Source organism: Acidovorax sp. GW835-FHT14G06 (genome assembly GCF_058793595.1).
In genome coordinates, this window is record NZ_JBXAGA010000001.1 from 286,138 (window position 1) to 303,265 (window position 17,128).

Genomic DNA, 17,128 nt, shown 5'->3' on the forward strand with positions numbered 1-17,128 from the left:
ATGACAAAGATGTTTGCGGCATGAGCAGCGACGCCTGCGTTATGAGGTTGCCTCGGCGCAGACACAAAAAACCCGCCGCGCACAAGGTGCGGGCGGGTTGCAACGAGCGGTGGTGAGCGGTTTTTCCTGGCTTGCGCACCGTAGTTCGGATTGGAGACCTGGATCAAGGGGCGGCGACCAGATCCCCGTTGGCGCCATACACGGGCCAGTAGCTCTCCAGTTTCAGCTCCTTGAGTGCAGCGTTCAGATAGCGGCGGTCAAACCAGCTATCGATCTCTGGCTTCTTGCGGATGAGTTTGAGCTTGTGGGCCTCGTCAGCCGCGTCCTTGTAGCGCGCCACCAGAAATGGGTCGAGCAGTGGCGACAGGCGCACGCGCAGCGGCTGGCCAATGAAGTCTTCGCGCCACACCTTCTCGGCGTACTCGGCCTTGCCCCACTGCGCAAACAGTTCGGCACGGCGGTTTTCGTCAGAGTATTTGTGGGCGTACAGCACAACGGTCTTGACCACGCGCTCCACCGCCTTGGGGTGGCGTGCGGCGAAGTCGTCGGTCACCAGCAGCGCCGTCTGGCGGGTGTACTTATAGGAATCTTCTGCAGCCGACCACACCACCTTGGCCAGGCCCTGGTCACGCAGCTTGAAAAAACCCACATAACCAAATGCGGCGTCGATGTCTTTGCTGACCAACGCCGCCTCAGCGCTAGGCAAATCCAGATTGAGCAGTTTCACATCGCGCTCGCTCAGACCCTTGTCGGCCAGCGCGCGCACGGCTGCCAGATGCAGGTTGGTGCCCTTGAACACGGCCACCTTGCGGCCCTTGAGGTCTTCCAGGCGGCGGATGTTGGAGTCGGGCGGCACCGCCAGATAGAGCCCGCCGCGCACGCCACTGCCCAGAATGATCTTCGTCTTCACGTCACTGGCCCGGTGCACGATAGAGGGCAGGTCGCCCTGCCACGCAAAGTCCAGTTGCTTGTTGACCAGTGCCTCATTGACGGCCGGGCCTGCGCCCTTGAAGAAGGTCCATTGCACCTTCAGGCCGTCTTTCTTGAACTCTTCTTCCAGCGCGCCGTCGGTGTACGCCAGGGCGGCCGAAGTACCACCGTGGCGCACCGGGTCGCTGCCCACGCCGCCGGTGGCAATGCCGATGCGAATCACCTTCAGGGGGTCTTGCACCTGCGCGGCTGCGCCACCCGCCCACAGGCCCAGGGCCACCGCCGCGCAGGCTGTCGTGGCAGCCCTACAGAGCGCTGTTTTCCATTGCGTTTTTTTCATCTGTTGACCCTTCGTGCCTGTTGTCGTGCCTGTTGTCGTGCCGGTGTGTGTGCGCAATCTGCTGCACACATCGCCAATCACTCTAGGCAGGCCCTACGCGTGGGCCAACGACCAAAAACAGATATCCAAATTTGCGGATGGCAGGCCCATGCGCGCCAGTGCAAGGCGCAGTTTTCCGACTATGCATATGCGAACTGCTTCGTTGATGCGCTTCCTGCGCGCTGTCCCAATCGTGTGGGAGTTCTCTTTCATCACCCCACCGTTTCAGAAAGTAGCGCCATGTCCAAGATCAACGATTTGCACCCCACTTTCACCCGCTTTGCGGTAGAGCCCTACACCCCCACCATCGGGGCAGTCATCCACGAGCTGGACCTGCGCCAGCCCCTGGACGCCGCCACACAGGCCGAGCTGCGCCAGGCGCTGGCCGCGCACGAGGTGCTGTTCTTCCGCGACCAGCACATCACGCCGCAGCAGCAGGTGGACTTCACCCGCAGCTTTGGCAATGTGGCCGAGGTGAAGGCGTTCTTCCCCCGGCTGGAGAGCCACGCCGAGATCGAAATCGTGGAGAGCACCGCCGAGCGCCCCAAGGCGTCCAACCAATGGCATGCGGACATCACCTGGCGCGAGCAACCGCCGCTGGGCACCAGCCTCTATGCACAGGTGATCCCGGCCAGCGGCGGCGATACGCTGTGGGCCAGCCTCACGGCCGCATACGCCAGCCTGCCGCCCACCTTCCAGGCTTACCTGGAAACGCTCACGGCCGTGCACACCTGGGAGATCAGTGGTTGGACGGAGTACCTGCTGCGCAAGGACGCCAGCGGCGAAGAACTGAAGGCCGCCCGCGCCAAGTACCCGCCCGTGGAGCACCCCGTGGTGCGTGTGCACCCCGTCACGGGCAAGAAGATCCTGTACGTGAACCCTACCTTCACCAGCCACATCAAGGGCCTGCACCGCACGCACAGCGATGCGCTGCTCACCCAGCTGTTTGCCCTGCCACAGGTGGCCGAGTTCCAGGCCCGCCTGCGCTGGGCGCCGGGCACGCTGGCCGTGTGGGACAACCGCTCCACCCAGCACTACGCAGTGGGCGACTTCTTCCCACAGCACCGCAAGCTGCATCGGATCACTATCACTGAATAACCCCAAGTGATAGCCCCTCTGAGTCGCCTTCGACGCCATCCCCGTGGGGGCGCACTCCGTGGCCCGGCCAAGCCGGTTTCGCAGGCTGCCAGCCATTCCCACAAATTTTGGAAATGCACATGACCCAACCCGATACCTCCAGAAAGTTGCGCCTCGGCGCTTTCATCATGGCCACGGGCCACCACGTAGCCGCCTGGCGCCACCCGGGCTCTCAGGTCGATTCGGGTGCCAACATCAATCACTACATCGAGGTCGCCAAAACAGCCGAACGTGGCCTGTTTGACCAGGTGTTCGTGGCCGACAGCCCCGGCGTGTGGCACAAGGGCGACCGCGAGTCCTTCAGCCGCCAGGGACGTATCTCGCACTTCGAGCCCGTGACGCTGTGGGCGGCGCTGTCGGTCGTCACCAAGCACATCGGCTTTGTGGCCACAGCCTCCACCACCTACGAAGACCCCTACCTGCTGGCGCGCAAGTTTGCGTCGCTGGACCACATCAGCAAGGGCCGGGCCGCCTGGAACGTGGTGACCACCAGCGCCGAAAACGTGCACGGCAACTTTGGCCTGGACACGCACCCGGACCCAGCCACACGTTACGAGCGTGCCCACGAACTTGTGGACGTGGTCAAGGGGCTGTGGGACAGCTTTGACGACGACGCCCTGGTGCGCGACCAGGCAAGCGGCATCTACTTTGACCCCGACAAGCTGCACGCACTCAACCATGTGGGCAAACACCTCAAGGTGCAAGGGCCGCTCAACATCGAGCGCTCGGTGCAAGGCCACCCAGTGATTGTGCAAGCCGGCTCTTCGGAAGACGGCAAGGAACTGGCCGCAGCGACGGCCGAAGCCATCTTCACCGCCTGGACCAGCCTGGCCGAGGCCCAGGCCTTCTACAAGGATGTGAAGGGTCGCATGGCCAAGTACGGCCGCAGTCCTGAAGAACTGCTGGTGCTTCCCGGCATCTCCCCCGTGATTGGCCGCACCGAGGCAGAAGCCCAGGCCAAGTGGGCCGAGCTGCAGGCCCTGATCCACCCCAGCGTGGGCCTGGCCACTCTCACCCCCTTCTGGCCCGGAGAGGATCTGTCGAAGTGGAACCTTGACGCACCTCCGCCGTACATCCCCGAGCCACCCAAGGGCATCAACAGCCGCGCCCACGTGGTGCTGGAGCTGGCCCGGCGAGAGAAGTACACCGTGCGTCAGCTGTACGAATACCTCGCCGGTGCACGCGGTCACTGGGTGGTGATCGGTACACCCGAGACCATTGCCGACCGCATGCAGGAATGGTTTGAGAACGGGGCGGCGGACGGCTTCAACGTGATGCCGCCTGTGTTGCCCCAATCACTCAACGAGTTTGTGGACCTGGTGGTGCCTGAACTGCAGCGGCGCGGCCTGTTTCGCACCGCCTACGAAGGCACGACCCTGCGGGAAAACCTGGGCCTGGCACGGCCCGCGAGCCGGTACACAACGCTGCTCGCGAAGGCGGCCTAGGCCTCATGCATGGCGAGCCCAGTGACCTCGGCAGGGCTGTCCGCAGGGCTCCTTCGTCATGTGCCACCCTGCAGCGCCGCAGGGTTGGGATGGCTCGGCAGGCTCGGCTGGCCTGCCTTGACACGGCGCACGGGCAGATCGGTCGCAAGGCGTTTCAGGGCGGCCCCCCGGGATGCGGATTGAAAGCCGTGTGGTACCACCAGCACGTCCGTGCGAGCTTCACGCAGGATGCGTTGGGCAACGCTCTCGAACAGCCAGTCTGCCCACCTGGACGCGGGATGCTTGCCCACCACGATCAGGTCGGCCCCGGCACCTTGCTGTGCCACCAGCACCTGCCGCGCCGGGTCGCCCCGGCCAATGGAGGATGAAAGCCGGTTGCGCCGCGCATCGTACGAGTCGGTCAGCGTGAACATGCGGTCCTGCGCATGGCGCCTGCACTGCTCGCGGTAGATCTGGATGGCGCGCTCAGACACTTCGGCATAAAGCAGCTTGCCCTCATTGGCGGTGCTGATGGCATGGAACAGTTCTACACGTGTGCGGGGGTGGAGCGCCAGGCCCAGCTCCACCAGGCGATGCGAAGCCTGAGAAAAGTCCACTGCCACCATCAGGCTCTGGTAGGGCTGTGCCGCTGCGCTACGCACCACGATCACGGGACGCTGACAGGCGCGGAGCAACTGGATGGCAGGGTGCGCGCCGAACCAGGCCCGCAACCCCCGCTGCTGGGCCATGCCCCACACCACCAGGTCGTGACCGGCTGCCGCGCGGGCGATATCCCCCACCGTGCAATCCATGCATGTTCCGGCATGAACAGGAATCTGGTGGCGCTGCCGAATCTGCAGCGCATGGTGCGACAGGCGCACGGCCACGTCGGGTGGCGGCACTTCGCCGGGTTGGGAGAGATACACCAGCTGCAATGCAGCCCGATGCTCTGCGCCCAGAAGCGCTGCGCGCGCCAGCGCGTGCCCTCCCTGTTCAGAAAAATCGGTGACGGCAAGGATGAAACGAGGGGTCATGGTGGAACGTCCTTCTGTAATGAACAACGCGCACGCCTCCAGCGGCGGCCACTGCAAGTGGCGCCGGTCTGGTGGGCAGTGATCAGTGAATGCGGCCCGTCAAGCGCTGCGGGGCCGAGCGGCTGCAGTAGCTATGTGAAGTAGTCGCCCGTGGCCTCGGGCTGGAACTGGATGCTTTCGATGGTGGCGGAGCACTCTTCGCCATGGGGCGTTTGCCAACGGGCCACGTCCCCGGCCCGCAGGCCCAGCAGGCTGATGCCTACCGGCGACAGCACCGAGATGAAGCCCGCCGCAGGCTCGGCGTCCTGCGGGTAGCACAGGGTCAGCACTTGGCGCCTGTGGGTGTGCTGGTCCACCAGCTCCACGCGTGAATTCATGGTGACCACGTCCGCCCGCACGGTGCGCGGACTGGTGATATCGGCGTTGGCCAGCAGGTCGTCCAGCAAGGGCGCAGGCCGGTTGCCGACCAGCTTGGTCAGGCGCGAATAGTCCAGGTCGGTGAGCGTGCGCTCGCCAGGGGTCACAACTGCATGCATACAAAGCACTCCATCGAATGCGGCGGTGCCCCGTGGGGACAAGACGGCCGCTACCGCGCTTGGCTGGTGCCCGGCGGTGGATGGTTGCGCTACAAAGGGATGAGGAGAGAGGGTGCCGCCGGGCTCAGGAATGTGCTGGCGTCAGCTGACGACGCGCGTTCTTCTTGGCCACCGCTCGCGCGCAGGCCGCTGCGCGGGGCAGCACAGCCGGGGCGGCAAAAGGGCAAACCAGAAGGGTCGTCATGGGCCCGAGTGTAGGCAACACGGGCGGTTCTGGGGGCAATAGCCCCAGGGTTCTTGCCAGATAGCGGCTGGCCCGGACTCGGACACGGGCAACCGCGCTCGCCCGCCAGAGGTACACGCAAGCCTGCGCAAAAGGGTGACGGTTGCAAAGGCTGCGCAGAGCCGCACGGCATGTGACCGTCGGCCCTGCGCCATCATCACAGCTTGGCGATGGACACCTCCGTGGACTTGACCAGTGCGACCACATCGGAACCCACGACCAGGCCCAGGTCGTCCACCGAACGGGTGGTGATGACGGAGGTGACGATGCCCCAAGGGGTTTCGACATCGACCTCGGAGACGACATCGCCGCGAATGATCTCGCGCACTTTGCCCTTGAATTGATTGCGTACGTTGATGGCTTGAATGGACATGGGGTTCTCCTTGAATAGTCCGTTGAAAATGAAAACAGTGGGTGAGAGAAATAGAAAGAATCACACCGCCCAGCGCAGGCCATGCGCTGGCACACCTGGCCATGGCGCCTCGTGTGCGGGGTCGCCATCGGGCTTTTGCAGCACGCGGTCCAGGATGCGTTTTTCGATGGCAGCAAACGCGGCGTCGCCGTGCGAACGGGGGCGTGGCAGGTCGATGCGCTGGTCCAGCGCGATCTGTCCGTCTTCGATCAGGATCACGCGGTCGGCCAGGGCCACGGCCTCTTGCACGTCGTGCGTGACGAGCAGCGCTGTGAAGCCGCTGGTGCGCCACAGACCTTCAATGAGGCGGTGCATCTCGATGCGGGTCAGTGCGTCGAGCGCACCAAGGGGTTCGTCCAGCAGCAGCAGGCGCGGGTTGTGCACCAGCGCACGCGCCAGGGCCACGCGCTGGCGCTGGCCGCCCGACAGGCGTGCCGGCCATTCGCCCAGCCGGTCGCCCAGGCCCACGCGCGCCAGCACATCAGCCGCGGCGCCGCGCCGCTCGGGCGGCAGGCCCAGCGCCACGTTCTCAGCCACGCGCTTCCAGGGCAAGAGGCGCGAGTCCTGGAACATGATGCGGGTGTCACCGCTCAGGCCTGCGATGTCCTGGCCGTCCATGCGGATCGCACCGCCAGAGACTGACTCCAGGCCCGCCACCAGGCGCAGCAGCGTGCTCTTGCCGCAGCCACTGCGGCCCACGATGGCCACGAACTGGCCGGGTTCAATCGTGAGTTCGGTCTTCTTGAGGACATCGCGCGTGCCGTAGCGCTTGTCCACACTGCGCACTTCCAGGCGTACGCCCTGCGCTGTGTTGGGATCGTTCTGGCTCATGGCGTCAGGCTCCGGGTTTGAAGAGAGGCACATCGAGGGCATTCACGCGCCTGGGCAACAGCTTTTCGGCCAAAAAGGCATCCGCAATGCGCTGTTGCTCGGCAAGGGACGTGGGCACCACGGCGCGCACCTCATAGCTGCGGCGGCTATTGGCCAGCTCGATCACGCTCGCATCCAGCCCCCACACCGGTGCCAGCAGCGCAGCAGCGTCCTTGGGACTTTGCTTCACCCAGGCACCCGCCTTCTGCAGCTCGTGGAAGAACACACCGAGTACATCGGGTCGGGCCTTGGCATAGGGAGTCCCGGCCAGGTAATAGCGCTGGTAAGACGCCAGATCACGCCCGTCGGCCAGCACCCGTACCGCCGACTGCTTTTGCACGGCGGCCAGGAACGGATCCCAAACCACCCAGGCGTCGATGGCGCCGCGCTCGAAGGCTGCGCGGCCGTCGGCCGGCGTGAGGTAGGCGGGCTCGATGTCCTTGAACGTCAGGCCGGACTTCTCCAGCGCTGCAATCAGCAAGAAGTGCACGCCCGCCGCCTTGGCAAAGCCGATCTTCTTGCCCTTGAGGTCGGCCACGGTCTTGATGGGTGAATCGGCACGCACCACGATGGCCTGGGCGGCGGGCGATGGCGATTCCTGCGCCACGAAGGTCAGGTTGGCGCCAGCCGCCTGGGCGAAGACGGGCACGGTGTCGGCTACGTCGGCACTGACATCGATGTTGCCCAGGTTCAGGGCTTCGAGCAAAGGCAGGCCACTGGTGAACTCGTGCCACGAGACCTTGACGTTCAGCGGTGCCAGCAATTGCTCCAGCGTGCCCCGTGTTCGCAGGATGGTGGTGAGCGTGGATGATTTCTGCAAACCAATGCGCAGGGTCTCGGGCTTGCCTTGCGCCGCAGCCAGACCGCTGGACAGGGCCGCAAGGGCACCGAGCACGGTGCGCCGATGAATCAGGGAAGGAAGGGTCATGGTCGTGATGAATGCGTTGTAGGAATGTCGGAGTCAGGGCCCCACAGCTCAAGCCGTCTGGTAGCCGGGGTGCCAACGCAACCAGTAGCGCTCCAGCCCCTTGGCAAACACGTCAGCCAGCTTGCCCAGCAACGCGTACAGCAGGATGCCCACGAGCACGATGTCGGTCTGCAGGAACTCACGCGCATTCATCGTGAGGTAGCCAATACCCGCCTGTGCCGAAATGGTCTCTGCCACGATGAGGATCACCCACATCAGGCCGAGCGAGAAGCGCAGTCCCACCAGGATGCTCGACAAGGCGCCGGGCAGAATGATCTGGCGGTACAACTGCCAGCGCCCCAGGCCGTAGGTGCGGCCCATCTCAATCAAGCCCGGGTCCACATTGCGGATGCCGTGGAAGGTGTTGAGATAGATCGGGAAGAACACCGACACACTGATGAGGAACAGCTTGGCCGACTCGTCGATGCCGAACCACAAAATCACCAGCGGAATCAGCGCCAGCGCAGGGATGTTGCGCACCATCTGGATGGTGGAGTCGAGCAGCGTCTCGAACAGCTTGACCGAGCCGGTGAGCAGGCCCAGCAGCAATCCCAGGCCGCCCCCGATGGCCAGACCCGCCAGCGCCCGGCCTGCGCTGACCTTGACGTGGGTCCACAGCTCGCCGGACAGGGTCAACGTCCAGGCTGCCTTCACCACCTCCAGCGGCGCAGGCAACACGCGGGTGGACAGCCAGCCCGAAGAAGAGGCGATCTGCCACAACACGATGAGCCCTACAGGCACGGCCCAGGGCAGCAGACGCTGCGCCACGCTGGCCAAAAAGCGGACCAGCGACGCTGGGAGCAAAGGCCCTTCGAGCGGGAGATCGACGGAGTCCGCCACAGGCGATATCTGCAGCTCTCGGGTGGTCTGTGTCATGGTGTGATGTCCTGTTCGTTATCGGGCTCCAGGAACTCCAGCTGGTTACCCGCCGGGTCCTTGACGTAAAAGCGCAGGTAGCCGGGCAGCGCGCGGTTTTCCACCAGCGGCAGCTCGGCCTGCAGCAGGCGGTGGCGCAGCGCGGGCAGGTCCTGCACCTCGAAGGCCAGGTGCGACACCGCAGGCGCCGGTTGCCAGTGCTCGGTAGGCACCAGATCGATGCGCTGGGTGCCCGCAGCAAACCGCAGCGTGTTACCGGCCTGCAGGCGCACCTCGGGCAGGCCCAGCAGGCTGGCGTAAAAGCGCCGGATGGGCGCCTCGGCCCCAGCCGGAAAGGCCAGTTGCACATGGTTGATGGACTGGATGCTCATGGCATGTCTCCTGCTGTGCAGATTCAGCTTTGAGATGCACGCGGCACAAAGTCATTGGCCACGGTCTCGCCAAACGGACCCAGCGGGTTGCCTCCGGAGAGCTTCTCGCGCACACCCACGGGCAGCAGCGGGAACACCAGCTCGGCAAACCGGTAAGCCTCTTCCAGGTGCGGGTAGCCCGAGAGCACGAAGGTGTCCAGCCCCAGCGCCGCGTATTCCTCGATGCGCGCCGCCACCGTTTCCGGGTCACCCACCAGCGCCGTGCCCGCACCACCACGCACCAGGCCCACACCAGCCCACAAGTTGGGGCTGATCTCCAGGTCGGCGCGGCTGCGCTTGACGCCACCCGCATGCAGCTGTGCCATGCGGCGCTGGCCTTCGGAATCCATGCGCGAGAACACCGCCTGGGCACGTGCCACGGTCACGTCATCCACATGGCTGATGAGTTCTTCTGCAGCGGCCCAGGCCTGGTCTTCGGTTTCGCGCACGATGACGTGCAGGCGGATGCCAAACTTGACCGTGCGGCCCCGCTTTGCAGCGCGGGCGCGCACGTCGGCCACCTTCTTGGCCACTTCGGCGGGTGGTTCACCCCAGGTCAGGTAGGTCTCCACCTGCTCGGCCGCCAGGTCGTGGGCAGCATCTGACGAGCCTCCGAAGTACACCGGCGGGTGGGGCTGCTGCAGGGGCGGAAACAGCAGCTTTGCGCCCTTCACCGTGAGGTTCTTGCCCTCGTAGTCGAGGCTTTCGCCCTGGTGGCTGCGCGTGAGGATTTCGCGCCAGATGCGGATGAACTCGGCCGACTGCTCGTAGCGCGTGGCGTGGTCCAGAAACACGCCGTCGCCCTCCAGCTCGGCCTGGTCGCCCCCGGTCACCAGGTTGATGAGCAGTCGCCCGCCCGAGAGCCGGTCGAACGTGGCCGCCATGCGTGCAGCCAGTGCGGGCTGGTGCAGGCCGGGGCGCACCGCCACCAGGAACTTGAGCTTCTTGGTCACGGCAAGCAGGCTGGACGCAACCACCCACGGGTCTTCGCAGGAGCGGCCGGTGGGGATCAGAACGCCCTCGTAGCCCAGGCTGTCAGCGGCAACCGCCACCTGCTGGAGATAGTCATGGCTGAGCTGGCGAGCGCCTTTGGCGGTGCCAAGGTAGCGGCTGTCGCCGTGGGTGGGAATGAACCAGAAGATTTGCATGGGACAGGTCTTTTCAAAACGGGATCTCAGCGAGGTCCGGACGAAATCAGTAGGAGATGGCAAAGCCGAACTGGGGCGGGCGCAAGACCGCGCGCCGCTGCTGACCGTTCAGCCCCCAGGCGGTGGCCGTGACGCACAGAACGCGTCGCAGCTGGGCGTGCAACGGGAAAGGCATGGGCGCAGGCATGGCAAGCTCCTTGGAACGTGTTTGTGGTCTGGGTGGTGGGGTTACAGCAGATCGACCGGCGCGGCGTGCAGCAGGTTGAGCTTTTTGGGGATCAGCTTCAGGTCGAAGAAGGTGTCGGCAATGCCTTGCTGCTCGGCCAGGATCTCGCGCGTGACCGGGGCGGTGCCGAACTGCGCGCGGTTCAGGTACAGCTCGGTGATGGACTTGTCCAGCCCCAGAACGGCAGAGAGCTCTGCGGCTGCAGCCGCCTTGTTCTTGGACGCCCAGGTGTCAATCGCGTTGACCTCTTCGATCGCAATGCGCAACACATCGGTGTTCTTGGTCGCGAAGTCGCGCGAGGTGAAGTAATAGGCGCGGTTGTTGACCACACCCGTGGCGTCGGCCAGCAAGCGGGCATCCAGCGTCTTCTGGGCGGCAGCGAGGAACGGGTCCCAGATGATCCAGGCATCGACTGCGCCCTTTTCAAACGCGGCGCGCGCGTCGGCTGGGGCCAGGAAGACAGACTGCACGTCGCCGTATTTCAGGCCGTTCTTCTCCAGCAGCTTGACCAGGAAATACTGCACGTTGGAGCCCTTGTTGTAGGCCACGCGCTTGCCCTTGAGGTCGGCCACGCTGCGGATCGGGGAGTCCTTGGGCACGATCACGGCCTCCAGCGCGGGGCGCGGCACCGTGGCGCCAGCGTAGACCAGCGGCGCGCCAGCGGCCTGGGCGAAGATGGGCGGGGCTTCGCCCACATCGCCAAAGTCGATGGAGCCGACGTTGAGCGCTTCCAGTTGCACGGGGCCAGCATTGAACTCGGTCCAGGTGACCTTCACGCCCAGCGGGGCCAGTCGCTTTTCGAGCGTGCCACGGCCCTTGAGGATGGAAAGCCAGCCTTTTTGGTGGCCCACGCGCAGCATGCGGCCGGGCGCAGTCGTTTGTGCAAGGGCCGGGGCCCCCGTGACGCCGAGAGCGGCGGCGGCCAGACCGGTGAGCAGCGCCTGGCGGCGATGAAGAGAGAATTGTGTCGTCATGGTGATGCTTTGTTTCTAGAAAAATGGGGCGGCAAAAAGAGGCCAAAACTGCGGGAATTCAGCCCGCGACAGGCACCACCGGCATGAGCAAGAAGGCACCGATGACCACGAGCGAAGCCACCACCAGCAAGGCAACACCCAGCCAGCGCAGGGCGTCGCGCAAACCCAGGGGACGGTCTTCGAGGACCGATGGAGCCTGTGGCTGTGCGGACAGAGGGATTGCGTCACCGGACATGAACAGCACCTTTTTTTGTACAAGCAGGCAACAGCCCGCCCTGCCTGCGCTCAGCGGGCATTACCAGGAAAACAATGGAAAGGACGAAGGCGGGCGGAACGTGGGCACCTGCGGCCAGGGCCGCAGGCGCGTGGTCCGTCAGACGCTACATCGCACTTGCGAGAAATGCACCGGCGCGAACCGTGTGGCCTGGGCGGGCGATGGGCGAAGGGTTTCGGTGACCAGCACGTTCACCGCGTCATCCAGCCGGGCGGCAATGTCGGCCTGCACGTGGTAGGTGCCCTCGGGCGTCAGCGTGACCTGGGCGTCGGTGGCATAGATGCCGGGCAGGATGCTCTTGGCACCCAGCGACTGCAGCACGGGGCGCAGCGCGTAGTCCAGCGCCAGCATGTGGTGCGGGCTGCCGCCCGTGGCCAGGGGCAGCACGGTCTTGCCCTTGAGTGCTGTCTGCGGCAACAAATCCAGAAACACCTTGAGCACACCGCTGTACGCCGCCTTGTAGACGGGCGTAGCCACCACCAGCACGCTGGCATCTGCCACTTGGTCAATCGCCTTCACCACGGTGGGATGGCCAAAATCGGCCAGCAACAGCGCCTGGGGCGACAGGTCGCGGATATGGATGCGATCCACCAGCGCGCCGCGCACCGACAGGCGCTGGGCCACGGCGTCGAGCAAGGCGGCGGAGCGGGAGCGCTCTGAAGGGCTGCCAGCGATGAGCAAGGCGGACATGGTGTTGGTTCCTTTATTACTACTGTTTTGATAGCTACCAGCGCATGACGGACTAGCGCTTGAGCCTGTTTTTCTTATAAAAAGGACAAACAACGCCCCGCCCGGCCCGTTGGGGCCAGGGTTCTTCCATGGTGGCTGGAGCATCGCCCGAGCCACCTTCGGGGCGATTGGGCCTGCTTACTTGCGCGTGTAGATCTGATCGAAACTCGCGTTGTCCGCAAAATGGTCCTTGGCAGCCTTGTCCCAGCCACCGAACGCGTCGTTGATGGTGAACAGGTTCAGCTTGGGGAACTGCTTGGCGTACTTGACCTTGGCTTTGTCGGACACGGCCGGGCGGTAGAAATTTTTGCCCGCAATGTCCTGGCCTTCTTCGGTGTACAGGTACTGCAGATAGGCCTCTGCCACGGCGCGGGTGCCCTTTTTGTCCACGTTCTTGTCCACCACCGACACGGCGGGCTCGGCCAGGATGGAGATCGAGGGCGCAATCACGTCGAACTTGGTGCCGAACTCTTTTTCGAGCAAATAGGCCTCGTTCTCCCAGGCGATGAGCACATCACCCTGGTTGCGCTGCGCAAACGTGATGGTGGAGCCGCGTGCGCCGGTGTCGAGCACGGGCACGTTGCCGTACAGCTTGGCCACGAAGTCCTTGGCCTTGGCGTCGCCACCGTACTTGCGCTTGGCGAATTCCCACGCTGCCAGGTAGTTCCAGCGGGCGCCGCCCGAGGTCTTGGGGTTGGGCGTGATCACCTTCACATCGGGGCGCACCAGGTCGTCCCAGTCCTTGATGCCCTTGGGGTTGCCCTGGCGCACCACCAGCACGATGGTGGAGGTGTAGGGGGAGCTGTTGTGCGGCAGGCGCTTTTGCCAGTCTTTCGGGATCCAGCCTCCGTTGGTGTGCAGCGCATCGGTGTCGCCCGCCAGGGCCAGGGTGGCTACATCGGCGTCCAGCCCGTCAATGATGGATCGGGCCTGCTTGCCCGAGCCGCCATGGCTTTGCTTGATGGTCACGTCCTGGCCGGTCTTGGCCTTCCAGTGCTTGGCGAAGGCCTGGTTGAACTCCACGTACAGCTCGCGGGTCGGGTCGTACGACACATTGAGCAGCGTCACAGACTGTGCAAACGACGGCAATGCCGTCAGGGCCAAACTGCCCACCAGGGCAGCGGCGAAGGGAAACTTGATAAAGTCGCGGCGAAAGTTCATGGAAGGGCCTCTTTTTGTGAATGTGTTGCGGTGCAAAACACCGATGGAACGCATTCTGGAAGGCCCTCTTCAAAACTGGAACTACTGAGATTTCAGTTCTTAATATCCAAATCATCTGAGCGAAGGCAATTTCGGCCTTTTCGCTGCTCCACCAAAAGGAATACCCATGGCACGCACCGTTCAATGCATCAAGCTCGGCAAGGAAGCCGAAGGCCTCGACTTTCCGCCCTACCCCGGCGAACTGGGCAAACGCATCTGGGAAAGCGTGAGCAAAGAAGCCTGGGCCGGCTGGCTCAAGCACCAAACCATGCTGGTCAATGAAAACCGCCTGAACCTGGCCGATGCGCGCGCCCGCCAGTACCTGGCGCGGCAGATGGAGAATCACTTTTTTGGCGGTGGCGCAGACGCTGCGGCCGGTTACGTGCCCCCCAGCGCCTGACCCCTTTTTCTCTCTCCATGTCCGAGCCTGTTGACTGGCTGCCGGACGGCACCCCCTACAGCCCCCGCTTCGGCGACCGCTACCACAGCGAAAACGGCGGCCTCGACCAGGCCCGCCGGGTGTTTCTGCACGGCTGTGGCCTGCCCGAGGCCTGGGCAGGCCAATCGCAGTGGCGCATTCTGGAAACCGGGTTTGGCTTTGGCCTGAATTTCCTGGTGACCTGGGCCGCCTGGCGGGCCGACCCAGAGCGCCCCACGCTGCTGCACTTCGTATCGACCGAAGCCTGGCCCGTGAGTGCAGCCGACCTGCTGCGCGCCACATCGGTCCACCCCGATCTGGCGCCGCTGGCTGAAGCATTGCACCGCCAGTGGTGGGGCCTGCTGCCGGGCGTGCACCGCCTGCGTTTTGATGAAGGCCGGGTGCTGCTCACCCTGTATGTGGGCGACACCCAGGCCATGCTGCGCCAGCAGAACCTGACGGTGGATTCCATCTACCTCGACGGCTTCAGCCCCCAGCGCAACCCCGAAAGCTGGGACCTGAACACCCTGAAGGCCGTGGCGCGCTCTTGCCGTCGCGGTACGCAACTCGCCACCTGGACCATCGCACGCGCCGTGCGCGATGCGCTGGCGCAATGCGGTTTTGAAGTGACCCGCGTGCCCGGCGTGCCGCCCAAGCGAGACAACCTGCATGCCACCTTCAACCCGCGCTGGGAGCCCCGCACCCCGCGCCAGTCCGGGGCGACACCGGAACCCTCTCCGCCCGGCCCCTGCATCGTGATCGGTGGCGGCATTGCGGGCGCAGCCGCCGCCGCCAGCCTGGCGCGGCGAGGCTGGCGGGTGATGGTGCTGGACCAGGCCGCCCAGCCCGCTGCGGGTGCATCGGCCCTGCCTGCCGGTGTGTTTGCCCCCCATGTGTCGCCCGACGACAGTGTGCTGTCGCGCCTGTCGCGCAGCGGCATCCGCACTACGCTGGAGCAGGCCCGCTGGTTGCTGAACGAGGGGGTGGACTGGGCGCATTGCGGCGTGCTGGAGCACCGCACTGACGGCAGCCCCGGCCTGTCGCCCGATTGGACACAAGGGCCGGGTGCCGCCTGGAGCGAGTCTGCGTCCCCCGATGCCCTGGCCGCTGCCCAGTTACCGCCCGACGCAACCGCCTGCTGGCACCACCAGGCGGGCTGGGTGCGCCCGGCGCGCCTGGCCAGGGCCCTGCTTGGCCAGCCCGGTATTCAATGGCAGGGGAATTGCGCCGTGGCCCAGCTGCGGCGCGTGGAGACACCCGCCACGGCACACAGCCCGGCCATCAATACCTGGCAGGCGCTCGATGCCCACGGCCAGGTGCTGGCCGAGGCACCCACCGTGGTCATTGCAGCAGGCGCAGGTAGCCTCGCACTGCTGAACCACCGCTGGCCCCTGCAGCCCGTGCGCGGCCAGGTGTCGTGGGGCGTGCATGCCGACCCGGCAACACCGCTGCTGTCATTGATTCCGTTCCCGGCCAACGGCAACGGCAACCTGGTCCCCCGTTTTCCCATGGACGATCAAGCCGACGGGGATCAAGGCTGGGTGATGGGCTCGACGTTCGAGCGCGATGTGCAGGCCCTGCCGCCCAGCACTACCGACATCCACACCGCCCATGCCACCAACTGGGCCAAACTGCAGGGCCTGCTGCCCGGCATCGCGCCCCAGCTGGAGCCTTTGTTCACCCAGGCGCTGGCCGTGTCGGCGCCTCAGCCCGCCCCCGACGAGCCCTCCGCTCTGCACACCTGGGCCGCCGTGCGCTGCACCGCCCCCGACCGCCTACCCATCGTGGGCCCCGTGGACCCGGCACACCTGCCCGGGCTGTGGGTCAACACCGCCATGGGCGCGCGGGGCCTGACGCTGGCGCTGTTGTGCGGTGAATTGCTGGCCGCCCGCCTGCAAGGCGAGCCCCTGCCGCTGGACGCGAGGCTGGCCAAGGCGCTGGGCACCGAGCGCCTGCCGTAACGCCATCTTGGCAAATGGGTGGCCAGCGGCGGCCACCCCGCCAGCCCGCGCCAAACCTTGCTTATAAACAAATAAGCATATTGGCAGAGCAAAACAATAGTTTGGATCCATAAGAAGCCCCTCTACATTCGCCGCCATGCATGAATTGGCGTTTGTTTTTGCGGGCTTTGCCGTCGGGCTCATCGTGGGCCTGACTGGTGTGGGCGGCGGCTCGCTCATGACGCCGATCCTGATCTTCTTCTTCGGCATCAAGCCCCACATGGCGGTCGGCACCGACCTGCTGTTCGCGGCTTTCACCAAAATGGGCGGCACCGTGAGCCTGGCCCGCCAACGGCTGGTGCCCTGGAAGGTAGTGGGACAGTTGTGCGCCGGCAGCATTCCGGCGGCGCTGCTCGCGCTGTGGGCGCTGAAAGTCCTGGGGCCCGCCAGCGGCACGGCGCAGGCCATCATGACCACCACGCTGGGCTTTGCCTTGCTGCTCACGGCGGCGGCCACGCTTTACAAGGTGGTGGCGTTTTCTGCCCAGCGCCAAGCGGCCGAAGCCGCTGCCCGCAAAAGCCACACTGGAGACCCCACCCGCCCCCGCCACTGGAGCCTGCCGGTGCTGCTGGGCGCCGTGATCGGCACGCTGGTCACCTTCACATCCGTCGGTGCAGGCGCCATCGGCGTTACGGTGCTGCTGCTGGTGTACCCCATGCTGCCGCTGCCGCGCATCATCGGTGCCGACATTGCCTACGCCGTGCCTTTGACCTTGGTGGCAGGTTTGGGTCATGCGTCGCTGGGTTCGGTGGACTGGCCTTTGCTTGCACAATTGCTGGCTGGCTCGTTGCCGGGCATCTGGCTGGGCTCGCGCCTGGTCACCCGCACGCCTGAGCGCCTGATTCGCTCCGCCTTGTCCATTCTGCTGGCCTGGGCAGGCTTCAAACTGATTCTGATCTGA

The 17,128-nt window shown here is 65.1% G+C and carries 19 protein-coding genes; 5 read left to right on the forward strand and 14 right to left on the reverse strand.

From position 1 onward, the window contains the following. Nucleotides 1-163 precede the first annotated feature (163 nt). Nucleotides 164-1,270 (reverse strand): ABC transporter substrate-binding protein, encoded by a 1,107-nt coding sequence (locus tag AC1Q64_RS01265; RefSeq protein ID WP_492250178.1) that lies wholly within the window; start codon nucleotides 1,268-1,270, stop codon nucleotides 164-166. Nucleotides 1,271-1,549: 279 nt separating this feature from the next. On the opposite strand from AC1Q64_RS01265, the gene AC1Q64_RS01270 reads away from it, so the two are divergent. Both AC1Q64_RS01270 and AC1Q64_RS01275 read left to right on the forward strand, forming a co-directional pair. Continuing rightward, nucleotides 1,550-2,407 carry a TauD/TfdA dioxygenase family protein gene (locus AC1Q64_RS01270; RefSeq protein WP_492250179.1) on the forward strand — a complete coding sequence of 286 codons (858 nt, stop codon included), beginning with the start codon at nucleotides 1,550-1,552 and terminating at the stop codon, nucleotides 2,405-2,407. A gap of 119 nt (nucleotides 2,408-2,526) precedes the next feature. Then, nucleotides 2,527-3,891 (forward strand): LLM class flavin-dependent oxidoreductase, encoded by a 1,365-nt coding sequence (locus AC1Q64_RS01275; RefSeq protein ID WP_492250180.1) that lies wholly within the window; start codon nucleotides 2,527-2,529, stop codon nucleotides 3,889-3,891. 56 nt (nucleotides 3,892-3,947) lie between these two features. Here AC1Q64_RS01275 and AC1Q64_RS01280 read toward each other — a convergent pair whose 3' ends face one another. The 13 genes from AC1Q64_RS01280 to AC1Q64_RS01340 form a co-directional block, all read right to left on the reverse strand. After that, the gene (locus tag AC1Q64_RS01280) at nucleotides 3,948-4,904 is read right to left on the reverse strand and encodes a universal stress protein (protein ID WP_492250181.1); all 957 of its coding nucleotides are present in this window, start codon (nucleotides 4,902-4,904) and stop codon (nucleotides 3,948-3,950) included. 131 nt (nucleotides 4,905-5,035) lie between these two features. Beyond that, on the reverse strand, nucleotides 5,036-5,440 hold the full coding sequence (locus AC1Q64_RS01285) for a GreA/GreB family elongation factor (protein WP_492250182.1): 405 nt from the start codon (nucleotides 5,438-5,440) through the stop codon (nucleotides 5,036-5,038). Between the two features lie 440 nt (nucleotides 5,441-5,880). Next, the gene (locus AC1Q64_RS01290; protein ID WP_015013774.1) at nucleotides 5,881-6,096 is read right to left on the reverse strand and encodes a TOBE domain-containing protein; all 216 of its coding nucleotides are present in this window, start codon (nucleotides 6,094-6,096) and stop codon (nucleotides 5,881-5,883) included. Between the two features lie 60 nt (nucleotides 6,097-6,156). Further along, entirely contained in the window at nucleotides 6,157-6,966 is an 810-nt protein-coding gene (locus AC1Q64_RS01295; RefSeq protein WP_492250183.1) for an ATP-binding cassette domain-containing protein, read from the reverse strand. A gap of 4 nt (nucleotides 6,967-6,970) precedes the next feature. Continuing rightward, nucleotides 6,971-7,933, reverse strand: coding sequence for an aliphatic sulfonate ABC transporter substrate-binding protein (locus AC1Q64_RS01300; RefSeq protein WP_492250184.1), 963 nt, complete (start codon nucleotides 7,931-7,933; stop codon nucleotides 6,971-6,973). Nucleotides 7,934-7,981: 48 nt separating this feature from the next. Continuing rightward, nucleotides 7,982-8,848, reverse strand: a complete 867-nt coding sequence (gene ssuC / locus AC1Q64_RS01305; protein WP_492250185.1) for an aliphatic sulfonate ABC transporter permease SsuC — start codon at nucleotides 8,846-8,848, stop codon at nucleotides 7,982-7,984. After that, nucleotides 8,845-9,219: a VOC family protein gene (locus AC1Q64_RS01310; RefSeq protein ID WP_056744268.1), complete on the reverse strand. Its 375-nt coding sequence runs from the start codon at nucleotides 9,217-9,219 to the stop codon at nucleotides 8,845-8,847. Before AC1Q64_RS01310 ends, ssuC begins: the two co-directional genes overlap by 4 nt. Before the next feature lie 23 nt (nucleotides 9,220-9,242). Continuing rightward, the gene (gene ssuD / locus AC1Q64_RS01315; RefSeq protein WP_492250186.1) at nucleotides 9,243-10,406 is read right to left on the reverse strand and encodes an FMNH2-dependent alkanesulfonate monooxygenase; all 1,164 of its coding nucleotides are present in this window, start codon (nucleotides 10,404-10,406) and stop codon (nucleotides 9,243-9,245) included. 46 nt (nucleotides 10,407-10,452) lie between these two features. Continuing rightward, nucleotides 10,453-10,593 (reverse strand): hypothetical protein, encoded by a 141-nt coding sequence (locus AC1Q64_RS01320; RefSeq protein ID WP_165836556.1) that lies wholly within the window; start codon nucleotides 10,591-10,593, stop codon nucleotides 10,453-10,455. A 41-nt stretch (nucleotides 10,594-10,634) separates the two neighbouring features. Continuing rightward, complete coding sequence (locus tag AC1Q64_RS01325; protein ID WP_492250187.1) at nucleotides 10,635-11,606, reverse strand: sulfonate ABC transporter substrate-binding protein; 972 nt, start codon at nucleotides 11,604-11,606, stop codon at nucleotides 10,635-10,637. A 58-nt stretch (nucleotides 11,607-11,664) separates the two neighbouring features. Continuing rightward, the gene (locus AC1Q64_RS01330) at nucleotides 11,665-11,841 is read right to left on the reverse strand and encodes a hypothetical protein (protein WP_156379578.1); all 177 of its coding nucleotides are present in this window, start codon (nucleotides 11,839-11,841) and stop codon (nucleotides 11,665-11,667) included. 138 nt (nucleotides 11,842-11,979) lie between these two features. Next, nucleotides 11,980-12,570 carry an NADPH-dependent FMN reductase gene (ssuE, locus tag AC1Q64_RS01335; RefSeq protein ID WP_146869620.1) on the reverse strand — a complete coding sequence of 197 codons (591 nt, stop codon included), beginning with the start codon at nucleotides 12,568-12,570 and terminating at the stop codon, nucleotides 11,980-11,982. A gap of 177 nt (nucleotides 12,571-12,747) precedes the next feature. Beyond that, nucleotides 12,748-13,770, reverse strand: coding sequence for a sulfate ABC transporter substrate-binding protein (locus tag AC1Q64_RS01340; protein ID WP_492250188.1), 1,023 nt, complete (start codon nucleotides 13,768-13,770; stop codon nucleotides 12,748-12,750). A 166-nt stretch (nucleotides 13,771-13,936) separates the two neighbouring features. Between AC1Q64_RS01340 and AC1Q64_RS01345 the strand changes: the two genes are divergently transcribed. The 3 genes from AC1Q64_RS01345 to AC1Q64_RS01355 all read left to right on the forward strand — a co-directional run bounded on the left by AC1Q64_RS01345 (nucleotide 13,937) and on the right by AC1Q64_RS01355 (nucleotide 17,128). Beyond that, nucleotides 13,937-14,209, forward strand: a complete 273-nt coding sequence (locus AC1Q64_RS01345; RefSeq protein WP_010461281.1) for an oxidative damage protection protein — start codon at nucleotides 13,937-13,939, stop codon at nucleotides 14,207-14,209. A 17-nt stretch (nucleotides 14,210-14,226) separates the two neighbouring features. Further along, a complete protein-coding gene (mnmC, locus tag AC1Q64_RS01350) occupies nucleotides 14,227-16,188 on the forward strand; it encodes a bifunctional tRNA (5-methylaminomethyl-2-thiouridine)(34)-methyltransferase MnmC2/FAD-dependent 5-carboxymethylaminomethyl-2-thiouridine(34) oxidoreductase MnmC1 (protein ID WP_492250189.1) in 1,962 nt (653 codons plus the stop codon). Nucleotides 16,189-16,324: 136 nt separating this feature from the next. Continuing rightward, entirely contained in the window at nucleotides 16,325-17,128 is an 804-nt protein-coding gene (locus tag AC1Q64_RS01355; protein ID WP_291435021.1) for a sulfite exporter TauE/SafE family protein, read from the forward strand.

Coding starts and splice junctions, on each gene's coding strand:
- AC1Q64_RS01265 (WP_492250178.1), bottom strand. CDS start 1,270: ATGAAAAAAACGCAATGGAAAACAGCGCTCTGTAGGGCTGCCACGACA.
- AC1Q64_RS01270 (WP_492250179.1), top strand. CDS start 1,550: ATGTCCAAGATCAACGATTTGCACCCCACTTTCACCCGCTTTGCGGTA.
- AC1Q64_RS01275 (WP_492250180.1), top strand. CDS start 2,527: ATGACCCAACCCGATACCTCCAGAAAGTTGCGCCTCGGCGCTTTCATC.
- AC1Q64_RS01280 (WP_492250181.1), bottom strand. CDS start 4,904: ATGACCCCTCGTTTCATCCTTGCCGTCACCGATTTTTCTGAACAGGGA.
- AC1Q64_RS01285 (WP_492250182.1), bottom strand. CDS start 5,440: ATGCATGCAGTTGTGACCCCTGGCGAGCGCACGCTCACCGACCTGGAC.
- AC1Q64_RS01290 (WP_015013774.1), bottom strand. CDS start 6,096: ATGTCCATTCAAGCCATCAACGTACGCAATCAATTCAAGGGCAAAGTG.
- AC1Q64_RS01295 (WP_492250183.1), bottom strand. CDS start 6,966: ATGAGCCAGAACGATCCCAACACAGCGCAGGGCGTACGCCTGGAAGTG.
- AC1Q64_RS01300 (WP_492250184.1), bottom strand. CDS start 7,933: ATGACCCTTCCTTCCCTGATTCATCGGCGCACCGTGCTCGGTGCCCTT.
- ssuC (WP_492250185.1), bottom strand. CDS start 8,848: ATGACACAGACCACCCGAGAGCTGCAGATATCGCCTGTGGCGGACTCC.
- AC1Q64_RS01310 (WP_056744268.1), bottom strand. CDS start 9,219: ATGAGCATCCAGTCCATCAACCATGTGCAACTGGCCTTTCCGGCTGGG.
- ssuD (WP_492250186.1), bottom strand. CDS start 10,406: ATGCAAATCTTCTGGTTCATTCCCACCCACGGCGACAGCCGCTACCTT.
- AC1Q64_RS01320 (WP_165836556.1), bottom strand. CDS start 10,593: ATGCCTGCGCCCATGCCTTTCCCGTTGCACGCCCAGCTGCGACGCGTT.
- AC1Q64_RS01325 (WP_492250187.1), bottom strand. CDS start 11,606: ATGACGACACAATTCTCTCTTCATCGCCGCCAGGCGCTGCTCACCGGT.
- AC1Q64_RS01330 (WP_156379578.1), bottom strand. CDS start 11,841: ATGTCCGGTGACGCAATCCCTCTGTCCGCACAGCCACAGGCTCCATCG.
- ssuE (WP_146869620.1), bottom strand. CDS start 12,570: ATGTCCGCCTTGCTCATCGCTGGCAGCCCTTCAGAGCGCTCCCGCTCC.
- AC1Q64_RS01340 (WP_492250188.1), bottom strand. CDS start 13,770: ATGAACTTTCGCCGCGACTTTATCAAGTTTCCCTTCGCCGCTGCCCTG.
- AC1Q64_RS01345 (WP_010461281.1), top strand. CDS start 13,937: ATGGCACGCACCGTTCAATGCATCAAGCTCGGCAAGGAAGCCGAAGGC.
- mnmC (WP_492250189.1), top strand. CDS start 14,227: ATGTCCGAGCCTGTTGACTGGCTGCCGGACGGCACCCCCTACAGCCCC.
- AC1Q64_RS01355 (WP_291435021.1), top strand. CDS start 16,325: ATGCATGAATTGGCGTTTGTTTTTGCGGGCTTTGCCGTCGGGCTCATC.